We start from the raw sequence: 13568 nt of genomic DNA, 5'->3' as shown, positions 1-13568 counted from the left end.
ATGTTGCACGATGAGCGAGTTCCATACGAAACGCTGAAATCTTGGGCTTTGCAAATTTATTTCGAAGGATGCCGCGACTTAGCAATCGGGCAAGGATGGACTCACGATCAGGTTATGGGGTACGTATCGGCCGCATTCGAGGATGGGCTTGATCGGGATGTCGAGAATTTGATGTGGAATGTAATTCTCCTTGTTCTTTCTGGTGGTATGCACCCACATGTTGAAAAGGGAATTCATAAAGCTATTTCCGACCAGATTTCATCGAATGGATTGGATAATATCTTGCAAGACGTGCCGACCGATGAGGCCGACTTGTTCAAGCATGATTTGAGAATTCTTAAATTTATCCCGTGACGGGGAAAATGATGGCGATATGGAAGCGAAGACTGTCGGTAGTGTCGTTCGCGGTGGTGGTGTCGCTTGCGGCATGCGAGACGGTGCCCCCTGACGCGCCACCGCGCCCGCCAGCCAAACCAGAAATGGCTCCAATACTTCCCTCATGGTCGACCATGACGTGGGTGATGGGCTTCTGGAAATGGAGCGGTACGGAATGGGTCTGGATTCCCGGCCACCTTGCCCCCAAGCCTTAAAACAATCTTCAACACACGCATCCGAATGAGAATTCGTTCGTCCGCCGTCCTACTGTCGATTGCCTCCCTCGTGCCATTGACAGGATATACACAGCAGGCACCGTCCCCTGCCGACCAAGCGGCTGCCGCGAAGGCGAACGCCGAACAGGATCGGCAGGCGCAGCAGCAACGGGACGCACAGCAGCGCGACGCAACCGTGCGTGCGCCTTCCGTGCGTTCGGAGGTGCCGAAGGTCGAAGCATATCCGGCGCTTCCTACCGAAACGCCGTGTTTCCGCATCGACCGCTTCACACTTGACGTTCCTGCCTCGTTGCCTGATGCAGCGAAGGCCCAAGGGGCATCAGCCTTGCCGATGGATCGCTTTGCGTTCGCCCGGGAATGGTTGAACCACTACGAAGGCCAATGCGTTGGTAAGCAAGGCATCGACGGGCTCATCAAGGGCCTGTCCCAAGCGATTCTGGCCCGCGGCTACGTCACGACGCGCGTGCTCGTTCCCGAGCAAGACCTATCGACCGGCACGCTCAAACTCTCGCTGATTCCCGGCACGATTCGTCACGTGCGCTTCGCCGATGAAAAACTGCGGGGCACGTGGAAAACCGCCTTCCCAACGCGCGACGGCGAAGTGCTGAACCTTCGTGATCTCGAGCAAGGTCTCGAGCAAATGAAGCGCGTGTCGAGTCAGGACGTCTCGATGCAAATCGTTCCGGGCGATTTGCCCGGCGAAAGCGACGTAGTGCTCGACGTGAAGCGCAGCAAGCCGTGGACCGTCGTTGCATCGATCGACAACTCGGGCACCCGCGCCACCGGCAAGCTGCAAGGCAATCTGTCGGTCGGCATCGACAACCCGCTCGGGCTGAACGACATGCTCAACGTCGGCGTCAGCCAAGACCTCGAGTTCGGCGACAAGCGCCTCGGCTCGCACGGCTGGAACGGTTTCTATACGATTCCGTGGGGCTACTGGGCGGCTACGCTGTCCGCCAGCACGAACACGTACTACCAGCAGATCGCGGGCGTGAATCAGACATTCATCGCGAGCGGCAACTCGAAGACAGTCGATTTCAAACTGGCCCGAGTCCTGGCACGCAGCCAGAATGACGTGTTCGGTGGGTACTTCCGGTTGTCGCGTCGTTTTGGTCAGAGTTTCATTGAGGACACCGAGATTTCTCAACAACGCCGCAACAACACGATCATCGAACTCGGCGTGACAGATCGTCACTATTTCGATGGCGCGCAGTTCGACGGCTCGACCGCCTATCGGCAGGGCATCGGCGGTTTCGGCGCGCAGGATGACATGCTCGCAGCTGGCCCAACGTATCGCTTCAAGATGGCAGTGCTTGACGCGAACCTGTCGGTGCCGTTCGTGATTAGCAAACAGCCGTTCCGTTATGTCGGTACGTTCCACGGCCAGTACACGGGGAACACCCTGTACTACCTCGACGACATGACGATCGGTAGCCGATACACGGTGCGCGGCTTCGACGGAGAAACGATGCTCGCCTCGTCGCGCGGTTTCTACTGGCGTAACGAGTTGCAGATGCCGATCGGCCAGACGGGTCAAGCGATTTACGCAGGGTTGGACTACGGCCGCGTATGGGGGCCACAGCCGATCGCGCTCGTCGGCACGCAGTTGGCCGGCGCTGTTATCGGCGTGAAGGGAAGCATCGGGACGCGCTTCGGCGCCTACGCGTATGACCTGTTTGCCGGTACGCCGATCTATAAACCCTCGGGCTTTCCCACTGCGCGCGTCACGTTTGGATTCCAGCTGACTTCGCAGTTTTGAGCGAGCAGCCCTTGCAGGTCACAGTCGAGCGTATGCACGTACTTTGCGTCGAATCGAGAATTACCGTGAAGCAAGAGCGACACACGGTATTTGATTGACGTTTCGCCGCTGATTGATTGCGTCTGCGCGCTCATTTTGAGCCTGGGCGCCTTGCGTGGCATCAACATCGCCACGCGCTTTTTATGCGTGAATCACGCTGTGCGAGTTAGGGAAAATCGGACAGGTGAAGTGTAGGTGTTGTATTTAGAACTGTTTAACAATTGCGGAGAGGCGATGAATAACAAGTCAGCATTGATTGGTCTTATGAGCACCGTGGTCGTGCTTGCTGCATGTGGTGGCGGTGGCGACGGTGGCGGCAGCGCGGCGTCGGGAAATTCGGCCGGCTCGACGTCGCAAACTACGACAACGACGACCGCGGCGTTTTCCTGCCCGGCGACCTACAAGAAACTCAGTTTGTCGAACAACAGCGTCATCGCGAACGCCAACCTCAACCTGACGACCGATGACGGCATTGCGACGCTGACGGTCAAGACACCTGCGAGTGGCCAGACCGGAGACCTGACCATCTGTCTGGGCAAGCCTGATCCGGCGCCGGCCGGCGTAACCGCAAACTACATCTACGAGGTGAAATCTTCGGGCGATCTCCACGCGATGGCATCGTCGACACTGACGCTGAATTTCACGACCAATACCGTTCCGAATCCGAATCCGCCGGTTGTCGAGTTCGCCGACGTGTCCGGCTCGACCGTAGTCTATAAGCAGCTGACCCAGGGCGCATCGTACGCGACTGCACCGAACTACAGTCTGAGCGCGAATGCGCAGGATTCCGGTTTGTACGTCGTTCGACTGACGAAGTGACAACACGTTTCTGATGACCTGACGGTCGAGGTATTGGCTTGCGTGGTGGCGCTCCGCCATCACGCAAGTTTGAAAATCGCCAACGCAACTCGGACATCAACCGAGGTGCCGCTTGTCGTCGCAAATCGCGTGATGAGGATATTGGCGAACTTTGATACGATTCGACTCGCACATTGGGTGAATCGAAATTCAGACATAAATCACCAAACCAAACTCATGCGAACGACCAAAACAACCTTGACGCGATCCGTTTGCGCGGCATTAGCGTCAATTCTCTTGATCACGGGGTGTGCGACCAAGCACGCAGCATCACGCAGGACCGCGGTGCAGGAAGGCAGAAATACTTCTATACCGACGAACCTCGCCGTTGACGCTCCGAAGGATGGTGCAAGAATCGTCTTTACGACGAGCGGCATGCCCATGGCGGTGGGCTTTTCGACAAGCACGTCGGATCAGGCATGCACCGGATTCCAATCGGTCGGAGCCGTCTTCGATAGCGGGCGGGGAGCACTACTGCCGTCGATTGCGAGCTTGACCGAGAAGCTCAACAAGGCTGTCCTCAGAACCGAGACGTCGCGCGCAGTAAACGTGAAGCCCGGCGTACAAATCCAGGTCAAGGGTCTCTACGGCGACGATATGGACCGCCGTTCGGATTCGTGCGGACCGTTCGTCACCGCTTTGGTGCCGGAAAAGGGGCACGTGTATCACGTCAATTTTGCGTTCGATGGCACGCAGAGCTGTTCGCAGAGCATGACGGATATTACGGTCCGCGACCATCCGGTTTCCGTGGGGCGTCCGCTTCATTGCTCACTGCGAGATCTCAGAGCTTCGATGGGCGGTAATCCGCTCCGAGCGAAGCACGAACAGGCGCTTGCGGCTGCACGGATACACGAGGCGGCTGCAAATTCGGCATTCGACAAGGCGCTGGCGTTGCAGGACGAGGCCGCCGCGCTCGATTCCCTCGGCGAATCCGACGCAGCACTTGCGCGAATCAACGAGGCGTTGCAATTGGCCGATCCCGCCAAAAGCAAGGATTTGATCGCCACGAAAGCCGGCATATTGTTCTCGCTGAACGATCCGCAGCAGGCGCTCTCGGTTCTGGCTCCGGAAATAGAAAAGACGCGCGAGTTCGCGGCGCGCAACCCACAACTTGCACGCGTCGGTGTACTGGGTACCTATACCGAAGGATTCGTCACGGCCACTTTCGCGCATATTCAGTTGCAGCAATGGAAGGCGGCAATCGATACATTGGCCGATGCCGAGGCTCCGCTGGAAGGGCCGAGCTTCTATGCGTACCGTGCGCTGGTCTACCGCTACATCATGGCTCGTGCCCACGATCCCGCGTTGGCGAATCCGCGGCTCGAACGGGACGCGACTTACTACGCCGCGAACGACAAGAACCAATACGGAGTCTTGTTGCGCATATGGCAGGGCGAGGACGCGCTGAAGGCGCTTTCGATCGTCAATGCCGGGTTGTCCGGCGAGGAGCGGCAGGAGGCGGAAGCCGAAGAGCAGTTCTATCTCGGCGCTTATGCGAAGTTCGTCAAAGGCGATGCCGACGCCGCGCGCAGCAGGCTGCGTATCCTCGATGGGATTGCGCCTTACGGCAGTATCGAATGGGTGTACGGCAAACGCGTCCTTCAATAAGGCGCGGTGGACGTAAAGACGGCTTTAAAAAGATGTCGTGCATAATGCGTCGCAAACGCCAACAGGCACTGAGCGGTAGCCGGCATACGCATGGATCGACCAGCGCATAAAAATGATTCGGGGTTAGCTGTTAAAAAACGAGGACCATTAAAAATGAAATTGAAGAAATTGTTCGCGATCGGCGTTTCACTGTCGATTCTGGCCGGTTGTGCGTCGGTACCGATGGGGGATCCGCAGCGCGATGCCGAGCTGAAGACCTTCAACGCTCCGCACGATAAGGCCGCGATTTACGTGTATCGAAACGAGAGCATGGGCGGGGCCGTCAAGATGCCGGTGACGCTCGACGGGAAGATTCTCGGCACGACGGGCGCGAGGACTTACCTGTATAGCGAGGTCGACCCCGGTCACCATCAATTGGTGTCGATGGCTGAAAACGACTCGACGCTGGACGTGGATACGGTCGCAGGGAAGATTTATTACGTATGGCAGGAGGTCAAGATGGGCGTCATGTACGCCCGCAACAAGCTCCAACTCGTCGACGACGTCACTGGACAAACCGGCGTGAAAGAATCGAAGCTGACGGTTCTGAAGTCCGATCAGCCTGATACTGCCAAGTGACCGCGTATTGCTGCTAGTGCTTGCAACCACGCCCGCGCAAGCGGGCGTTCTTCACTGGAGAAGACGTGCGATGACGCATTCACTGGGATCGATTCTGATCATTGTCGGCTTGGCGTCGATCATTCTTTCGCAGATCGGAATCGGGATTCATGTTTTTCTCACCAACCCTGTCAAGGGAATCGTGGGAATGTTCGTGCCGTTCTATCTGTGGGCGTACGCGCGGCGCGAGCGTGCGGGGCGCGTGTTGATTCAATGTTGGCCCGCGGGGCTTGCCGCGCTGACTACGGGCGTCGTGCTGGCTTCGTAGACCGGCAACCCTGGCAGGCGTACTCCAGCGCCCGACGGGCATCTCGCGGTAGCGCTCGCGCCGCGCACGTCCCACGCGCGAGCGCCCACCGCACCACTCCAACCGCACGTCAGAAAATGAAGCCCGTGTTGATGAACTTCGAGTGGTGATCCGACACGATCGAGTCGAGCAATTGCTTGCTGCCGTCGGTCTGCTTGGCCGCGACCATCGAGCGGATCGAGAACGCACGCAGCGCATCGGTCACCGACAGCGTGCCTTCCGCGGAGTCCTTGCGCCCCGCGAACGGGAACACGTCCGGCCCGCGCTGACACTGGCAATTGATGTTCACGCGGCACACCTGGTTCACGAGCGGGTCGACGAGCGCGCCGATCTGCGCCGGATCTGAACCGAAGATGCTCACCTGCTGGCCATGCTCCGACGTCGTCACGTAGTCGAGCGCGGTCTCCACGTCGTCGAACGGCGCGACCGGAATGATCGGCCCGAACTGCTCTTCGCGATACAGCCTCATCCCTTCCGACACCGGATACACGACGGCCGGATAGAACAGCGTCTTGCTGAATTCGCCGCCCGACGCATTGACGACCTGCGCGCCCTTCGCCTTCGCGTCGTCGATCGCGTCGGTCATGTACGCGGTGCGATGCATGCCCGGCAGCGGCGTGATGCCGACGCCTTTCTCCCACGGCATGCCGATCTTCAACTGCTCGAGCGCGGCGGTGAAACGCTTCAGGAATTCGTCGACGATCGACCGATGCACGAGCAGCATCTTCAGCGCTGTGCAGCGCTGCCCGTTGAACGACAGCGCGCCGAGCAGGCATTCCTTGACGGTGAGGTCGAGGTCGGCATCGGGCAGCACGATCGCCGCGTTCTTCGCATCGAGGCCCAGAATCGCGCGCAGCCGGTGCGACTTCGGATGCTGCTTCTTCAGGTGATCGGCGACCTTGCTCGAACCGATCAGCGCAAGCACGTTGATCTTGCCCGAGGCCAGCATGTGCGGCACGACGACCGCGCCCGGCGCGTAGATGGTGTTGATCACGCCTTTCGGAAACGCGGCGCGGAACGCGTCGAGCAGCGGCTCGAACAGCAGCGTGCCGTACTGAGGCGGCTTGAACACGACGGTGTTGCCCATCAGCAGCGCGGGGATCAACGTCGCGAAGGTCTCATTCAACGGATAGTTGTACGGGCCCATGCACAGCACGACGCCGAGCGGCGTGCGGCGAATCTGCCCGATCGTGCCTTCGGCGATCACGAAACGCGAGTTCGCGTTGTCGAGCTCCTTCAGCGCATCGATCGTCTGCGTCATGTAGGTGACGGTGCGATCGAACTCCTTCTGCGAATCGGCAAGGCTCTTGCCGATCTCCCACATGATCAGGTTCACGACCCGCTCGCGCTGCGCGACCATCCGCCGGATGAAGTCCTGCATGCACGCGATGCGCTGCTCGACCTTCATCGTCGGCCATTCGCCGCGGCCCGAATCGTACGCGCGCACCGCGGCGTCGAGCGCCGCGTCGCTTTCCGTCTCGCCCATCACCGGATAGCTGCCGATCTCCAGCTGCGCGACGCTGCCGTCGGCTTCGCGCACGCACACGGGCGACAGCACGGTCTTGGTCGCGCCGTCCCACGCGCGCAGTTCGCCGTCGACCAACGATACGCGCTGATGGATCGGCGCGGCGAGACGGAACTCGGCGGGAATGTCCTGATGAGCGGGAAACAGCTGCTGCAGCGAAGCGGAGTCGGGCATGACGGTCTCGTTTGACAGGTGTCCGGAAGGACGGGAGCGATGCGCAATCCTGGGCCGAATGGAGGCGATCCTGAACCGCCATCATGACGCGCGCACGACGAGGCGTCATGCAGATCGACCACCGAAACGCGGATTGGAACCAGTTCCATTAAAAGCGAATGCCGCGCCGATTGCAACCAGTGCAGAACGCAGGCGTCTCGAGCGTAAGCGCTTTGTAGGAATGTTTCGGAATCCGCGGAATTGCGCGTTCGCCGCATGCGCAAACGTTTCACTTCGGCCGCTTTGGGCGGATAATGGCCCGACGCGACGAAGCAAAAATGCCCGGAACCTGAGAGAAAACACACGAAGTCAACGAGCGAAGCAAGGTCCGTCGCGTTGCCGAAGCAAGATCGGCTGCCCGGAGCGCCGGGGTGGGGTTGCCCGCCCGGCGCGCACCGGGTCCTGCCGCGCCACGGCGCCGTCACGCCACGTCTTCGTCATCCTCCGCGTCGCCGAGCGCGTCGCGCCCGGGCGCCGCATACGCGCTCGCCTGCTCCAGCAACCACGCGCGGAACGACTCGAGCGGCTTGCTGTGACTGAACTCCGTCGGATACACGAGGTAGTACGCGGAATCGCCGACCGTCGCGGCATCGCACGGCACGACCAGCCCGAGCTGGTGCAACTGCTGCTCGACGAAGAACTTCGGCACCAGCGCGATCCCGAGCCCGGCCGCCGCCGCGCTGATCAGCATCGTATGCAGCTCGTAGCGCACGCCCTGCATCGTGCGGATGTCCTCGACGCCATGCGTCTCGAACCACTGCGCCCACGCGCCGGGGCGCGTCGTCGAGTGCAGCAGCGGATAGGCGAGCAGATCCTCCACGCGTTCGACCGGGCGCTCGAGCAGCGCGGGCGCGCAGATCGGCACGACTTCTTCGCCGAACAGGTAGTCGGACGACGTGCCGGGCCAGGTCGGCTTGCCGTAGTGGATCGCCGCTTCGAAATGTGTGTCCTCGAACGAGAACAGATCGGTGCGGCTGCCCATGTTGACGCGCACGTCAGGCGTGTGGTCGTAGAAGCTCTTGATGCGCGGAATCAGCCAGTGCGACGCGAAGGTCGGCAGCACCGCGAGCTCCAGGTAGCCGCCGCCGCTGCCGTGCGCGATGATCGACAGCGTGTCGCGATCGAGCGCTTCGAGCGCACGCCGCACCTGCGTGCCGTACAGCTTGCCGGCGCGCGTGAGCACCACGCGCTGCTTCACGCGCGCGAACAGCCGCACGCCGAGGCTCGCTTCGAGCGTCGCGATCTGCCGCGATACCGCGCTTTCGGTGAGGAACAGCTCTTTCGCCGCGTGCGTGAAGCTCTCGTGGCGCGCTGCGGCTTCGAAAGCCACGAGCGCCCCCATGTTGGGAATCTTGAATTTGCGCATGATGCTCGTTGTGTCCGACGAACGGGGCCGCAGGGGCGGCCCACAGCGGCGAGAACGCCGACTGATTCCAAAAACTCATCACATCTCAATTTAATCTCGCTTTACGGGCGGCTGCAAGCCTTTGAATAATGCATCCCACGCAAGGCCAGGCGCGCCAGTGGGGCGCCTGGCCGCCGAGTGGCCGGCGCGTTTGCCGGCGATGCCCCGAACCGAGAAACCCGATGCGCAATCCGAATATCGAAAGCCTGCTGACCCGGCTGCTGGGACAGGCAAAGACCGACGCCCTGTTCGCGACGTTGAACATGCCGTCCATCCTCGAAGAATGGGAAACCGACGTCGTCACGCGCGCGGAAATCGCGCAGGCGATGAACATGGCGCTGTTCGAAGGGCTGCTCGAGCGTTCAGCGAACGGGCGCGCGTACACGGCCGACGCGGTCGAGGGCGGCGGCTCGGTCTACTTCGATCATGGCGCGCTGCGCACGGTGCGCTGGCCGCATACGGGCGCGCTGCCGCCGGGCGAGGCGGCGTTCACGCGCATCCTGCGTCCGCTCGGCTTCCGGCTGAACGGCCGCTATCCGCTCGACAAGCTAGGCATGACCGGCCGCGCCTATGCGCACGAAGACGCGCCCGACGAGATCGCCCAGTTCTTCGTCAGCGAATTGCATCCGGAGCGTTTCTCGAAGGAATTCCAGCAGGCGGTGACGAACGTGGTGAGCTCGTCGCGCGATCCGCTGTCGCCGGCGGCCGTCGCGCTGCTGTGGGAGATCGAGCGCGAAGGCTGGCTGCCGATCGATGCGGCGCACGCGCTGCTGCCCGAGATCGTCGGCGCGTTCGCGCGCCAGCACGATGTGCCGAGCGAGCTCGACTACGACACGCTGCTGCTCGAATCCGCCGAGATGGCCTGGATCGCGACCGAGGGCAACGCGTTCAACCATGCGACCGACCGCGTGGCCGACGTGTTCAAGCTGTCCGATGACGAGAAGGCGAAGGGCCGGCCGATGAAGCCGGAAGTCGAGCGTTCGCGCTCGGGCCGCGTGTTCCAGACGGCCTACCGCGCGGACGTCGTCGAGCGCGAGTTCCGCACGCGCGACGGCGGCACGGTCAAGCGCAACGTGCCGGGCTCGTTCTACGAGTTCATCACGCGCCGTCGCACGTTCGACCAGGCGACGCGCCGCTGGGTGACCGACCTGCGTTTCGATGCGGGCAACGCGCAGGGCATCTTCAAGATGACGGCGAACGCGGCGAAGCAGGCATAAGAGCGCTACTCATCGAAGAACGGGCCGGCGGCTGAAGACAGCCGCCGGCCCGTTGGCGTTGAATGGACTGCGCAATCGGTCAGAACAGGTGCATGACGAGGTAGAACAGCACCAGCACGCCCAGTGGCACGCCGAGCAGCCATGCAATCAGGTACTTGCCCATGTCGTTGTCCTCCACGTGGCCGCGACGCGCAGCGCGTCGCGGCGGGGTATGACGACCGGTTCGTTACAGCCCGCTATCGAAGTCCTTCAGTTGTCGCTCGGCTTCGTCGCGGGCGATCCCGTAACGCTCCTGGATCTTGCCGACCAGATAGTCGCGGTTGCCTTCGGCGACGGCCAGGTCGTCATCGGTCAGCTTGCCCCACTTCGCCTTGACCTTGCCGGTGAGCTGCTTCCATTGGCCCTTGATCTTGTCTTCGTTCATCATTTGCTCCTCGAGTTAGGGGAAAAAAGTGCGGCGCTCGGGCGCGCAACGGTTCACGCCTTCGGTTTCAGTCCCGCCGCGTCGACGTGCTTCACGCCCTTGATCGAACGCGTGACGGCGACGGCCTTCTTCACTGCGGTGCGGGTCGGCAGTACGCCGGTCAGCGTGACGACGCCGTCGACGGTCTTCACGCTGATGTCGGTGCTCTTCACACCGTCGGTGGCGGCGAGTTCGCTCTTCACCTTGGTTGTGATCCACGTGTCGGTCACCGGCTGATTCGACTCGCTGGTCATGCTGCTGTCGGTCGACGACGCCTGGGTCTGGGCATGCGTGAGCGGCGCAGCGCAGAGCAGGAAGGACGCGCTGATCGCGAGGACGGTCGAGAGATGCGAGGTCTTGTTCATCGATGTTCTCCTTCGATCTTATGGTTGAAAAAATGCTGCGGTCGTACGGTCGTACGGTCGATCGGGATCGCGCGACGGCTCGCCGTCAACGTGCGATCGGCGTGTCGTAGCCGGGCTCGCGCGGCGGCATGTCCGGCCGCGGCACGTCGGGCGGCAACGGCACCGGCGGGTCGGTGCCCGGCGCCGGTTCGGGCGGATTGTCCGGGGCCGGTTCGGGCCGCGTCGGATCGGGTGTCTGATGCAGCTTCATCAGGATGTCCTCCTCTGCGGTGTTGCTGGGCAGCGCGGGAGCGCCGATGTGTTACCAGCGTACCGACGAGAACGCACGCGCACATCGCGCAAATTCACCGGATGCGCTAGTGCGTTTGCATGGGGACGGAACGGCGGGGCAGGAACGACGCGTGCTTCGTACCCTGCGCAAGTGCCCGCTGCACGCGGCGCAGCGCGGCTGCGCGCGTGGCGTGCACGCGCACGCAGCGGTGGCGCGGCGCGAATGTACTATTGCGCGGGGTGCATCGGCGCACGTCGAGCGTAGCGACGGCGCCGGCTCCTCGCGGCATCCACCGGCCCGGCGCATGCCCGTGCGGGCGCGACGCGGCCGGCAACCATGCAGACCACGTGGACCATCATTCAATGGACGAACGAGTGAACGAACAGGCGCTCAAGTCGCATACCGATCGGCGCCAACTACATCAGATCATCGCGGGGCTTACCGAGGGCGTGATCCTCATCGAACCGGACCAGCGCATCGTGTGGGCGAACGAGGCCGCGCTCGCGATGCACGGCGTGACCGAGCTCGCCGAACTGGGCGCGGACGTCACCGAGTATCGCGCGCGCTTCCGGCTGCGCTACCGGAACAATCGTCCGGTGCGTCACGGCCACTATCCGATGGACCGCGTGATCGCGGGCGAGCAGTTCAGCGACGTGACCGTCGAAGTCGAATCGGCCGCCGACGCGAACGTGAGCTGGGTCCACCGGATCCGCAGCCTCGTGTTGACGAATGCGGCCGGCGAGCCCGATTGCCTCGCGCTCGTGTTGCACGACGCAACCGAATGGGCGAGCGCCGAGGACCGCTTCGAGCGCACCTTCAACACGAACCCCGCGCCGGCCGCGATCTGCCGGCTCGACGATCTGCGCTATGTGAAGGTCAATCAGGGCTTTCTCGACATGACGGGCTACGCCCGCGACGAAGTACTCGGCCGCTCCGTCTATGAAGTGGACGTGCTCGAACAGGCCGAGCGGCGCGAACTGGCGATCGAGCGGCTCGCCGAGCGCGCGACCATTCCGCAGATGGAGGCCGTGGTCAAACGCGCGGACGGCAGCCCGAATGCGGTCGTCGTTGCCGGGCAGCCGATCGACATGAACGGCGAAGCATGCATGCTGTTCACCTTCATGGACCTCGAGCCGCGCCGGCAGGCCGAGCTTGCGCTGCGGCAGAGCGAGGAGCGCTTCGCGAAGGCGTTCCGGATGGCGCCGGTGGCCACCGCGATCGTCACGGCCGACGGCTTCGTGCTGCTCGACGTGAACGACGCCTTCGTCGCGATGACGGGCCATCCGCGCGACGACCTGCTCGGCAAGTCCGCCGACGAAATTGGCCTGTGGGCCGAGCGCGGCGCGCGCGAGCAGCTCGACGGCCAGCTCGCGCGCGATGGCGGCGTGCGCAACGCAGACGTGCAGATCCGCACGCGCGAAGGCGACCTGCGCGATTGCGTGGTGTCGGCCGACCCGGTCGCGATTCACGGCCAGGACTGCGTGCTGATCGCGCTGCTCGACATCAGCGACCGCAAGCGCACCGAGATGGAGCTCGTCTATGCGATCGAGACGGCGATGCAGGATGCGTCGTGGTTCAGCCGCACACTGATCGAGAAGCTCGCGAACGTGCGGCGCGCGAATGCGCCGGACGCGGGGCCGCAGCTGTCGGATCTCACCGCGCGCGAGCGCGACGTGTTCGACCTGCTGTGTCAGGGCCTCGCCGACAAGGAGATCGCCGGCCGCCTCGGCCTCGCGCCGAACACGGTCCGCAATCACGTCGCGACGATCTACGCGAAACTCGACGTGCACAGCCGCGGCGAGGCCATCGTATGGGCGCGCGAGCGCGGCGTCGTCGGCGCGGCCGATCCGAACGTCGCGCGCACCGACAAGGGCGGCGACTGACGCCGTCCCGTATGCGATCGGTGCGAATGCACCAGCCACGATGATGCATCCGCATCTGCCGCGCATTGCGCGCGGCTGCGATCCTGTCCCCTCGGCGGCACGGCGCGCTGGCCGTGCGGCCGACTCTCCCTCAACTCATCGCAGGAGACGACCATGGATAGAAATCGCATCGAAGGCAAGCTCAAACAGGTGAAGGGTTCGGTCAAGGAAGCGCTCGGCAAGGTGACCGGCGACCGCGAGACGGAAGCGGAGGGCGTCGCCGAACAGCGGGCCGGGAAGCTCCAGGAGCAAGCCGGCGAGGCGGCCGACGCGGTGCGCAGGCATACGGGCATCGATACGCATATCGACCGGCACTGAGCGCTGCGCCGGCGGCAGCGTCGCGGCGCG

Annotated in this window: 15 protein-coding genes; 10 read left to right on the top strand and 5 right to left on the bottom strand. The window is 62.7% G+C overall.

From position 1 onward, the window contains the following. From AK36_RS30850 to AK36_RS08615, 7 genes are all read left to right on the top strand, one after another. Positions 1 to 354, top strand: coding sequence for a hypothetical protein (locus AK36_RS30850; RefSeq protein WP_224023482.1), 354 nt, complete (start codon positions 1 to 3; stop codon positions 352 to 354). Between the two features lie 8 nt (positions 355 to 362). Next, on the top strand, positions 363 to 590 hold the full coding sequence (bcpO, locus tag AK36_RS30845) for a CDI system lipoprotein BcpO (protein ID WP_308010311.1): 228 nt from the start codon (positions 363 to 365) through the stop codon (positions 588 to 590). A gap of 25 nt (positions 591 to 615) precedes the next feature. Continuing rightward, positions 616 to 2370 carry a ShlB/FhaC/HecB family hemolysin secretion/activation protein gene (locus AK36_RS08635; RefSeq protein WP_045578279.1) on the top strand — a complete coding sequence of 585 codons (1755 nt, stop codon included), beginning with the start codon at positions 616 to 618 and terminating at the stop codon, positions 2368 to 2370. 273 nt (positions 2371 to 2643) lie between these two features. Continuing rightward, positions 2644 to 3228, top strand: a complete 585-nt coding sequence (locus AK36_RS34220; RefSeq protein WP_011881337.1) for a hypothetical protein — start codon at positions 2644 to 2646, stop codon at positions 3226 to 3228. 531 nt (positions 3229 to 3759) lie between these two features. Further along, positions 3760 to 4875, top strand: coding sequence for a hypothetical protein (locus AK36_RS08625; protein ID WP_060715424.1), 1116 nt, complete (start codon positions 3760 to 3762; stop codon positions 4873 to 4875). 153 nt (positions 4876 to 5028) lie between these two features. After that, positions 5029 to 5493, top strand: a complete 465-nt coding sequence (locus AK36_RS08620) for a DUF2846 domain-containing protein (RefSeq protein WP_014724421.1) — start codon at positions 5029 to 5031, stop codon at positions 5491 to 5493. A gap of 70 nt (positions 5494 to 5563) precedes the next feature. Further along, positions 5564 to 5800, top strand: coding sequence for a hypothetical protein (locus tag AK36_RS08615; RefSeq protein ID WP_041494065.1), 237 nt, complete (start codon positions 5564 to 5566; stop codon positions 5798 to 5800). Between the two features lie 109 nt (positions 5801 to 5909). Here AK36_RS08615 and AK36_RS08610 read toward each other — a convergent pair whose 3' ends face one another. Together AK36_RS08610 and AK36_RS08605 are read right to left on the bottom strand one after the other, a co-directional pair. After that, positions 5910 to 7538, bottom strand: a complete 1629-nt coding sequence (locus AK36_RS08610) for an NADP-dependent glyceraldehyde-3-phosphate dehydrogenase (RefSeq protein ID WP_045578278.1) — start codon at positions 7536 to 7538, stop codon at positions 5910 to 5912. A gap of 460 nt (positions 7539 to 7998) precedes the next feature. Next, complete coding sequence (locus tag AK36_RS08605) at positions 7999 to 8943, bottom strand: LysR family transcriptional regulator (protein WP_045578277.1); 945 nt, start codon at positions 8941 to 8943, stop codon at positions 7999 to 8001. Positions 8944 to 9164: 221 nt separating this feature from the next. Here AK36_RS08605 and AK36_RS08600 point away from each other — a divergent pair, with 221 nt between their 5' ends. Next, positions 9165 to 10199 (top strand): DUF1338 domain-containing protein, encoded by a 1035-nt coding sequence (locus tag AK36_RS08600; protein ID WP_045578276.1) that lies wholly within the window; start codon positions 9165 to 9167, stop codon positions 10197 to 10199. A gap of 226 nt (positions 10200 to 10425) precedes the next feature. Here the strand turns inward: AK36_RS08600 and AK36_RS08595 are convergent, their stop codons facing one another. From AK36_RS08595 to AK36_RS33920, 3 genes are all read right to left on the bottom strand, one after another. After that, on the bottom strand, positions 10426 to 10623 hold the full coding sequence (locus AK36_RS08595; protein ID WP_014724426.1) for a CsbD family protein: 198 nt from the start codon (positions 10621 to 10623) through the stop codon (positions 10426 to 10428). 53 nt (positions 10624 to 10676) lie between these two features. Beyond that, positions 10677 to 11027: a BON domain-containing protein gene (locus tag AK36_RS08590; RefSeq protein ID WP_041494066.1), complete on the bottom strand. Its 351-nt coding sequence runs from the start codon at positions 11025 to 11027 to the stop codon at positions 10677 to 10679. Between the two features lie 85 nt (positions 11028 to 11112). Continuing rightward, positions 11113 to 11277, bottom strand: a complete 165-nt coding sequence (locus tag AK36_RS33920; protein WP_006484627.1) for a hypothetical protein — start codon at positions 11275 to 11277, stop codon at positions 11113 to 11115. A 383-nt stretch (positions 11278 to 11660) separates the two neighbouring features. Between AK36_RS33920 and AK36_RS08585 the strand changes: the two genes are divergently transcribed. Further along, positions 11661 to 13181: a helix-turn-helix transcriptional regulator gene (locus AK36_RS08585; protein WP_014724427.1), complete on the top strand. Its 1521-nt coding sequence runs from the start codon at positions 11661 to 11663 to the stop codon at positions 13179 to 13181. 153 nt (positions 13182 to 13334) lie between these two features. Next, complete coding sequence (locus tag AK36_RS08580; protein ID WP_034194875.1) at positions 13335 to 13538, top strand: CsbD family protein; 204 nt, start codon at positions 13335 to 13337, stop codon at positions 13536 to 13538. Positions 13539 to 13568: the final 30 nt, after the last annotated feature.

This window comes from Burkholderia vietnamiensis LMG 10929, from assembly GCF_000959445.1.
Lineage (GTDB): Bacteria > Pseudomonadota > Gammaproteobacteria > Burkholderiales > Burkholderiaceae > Burkholderia > Burkholderia vietnamiensis.
Note: the sequence above shows the minus strand (reverse complement) of the source record. Positions and strands in the feature narration are given on the sequence as shown.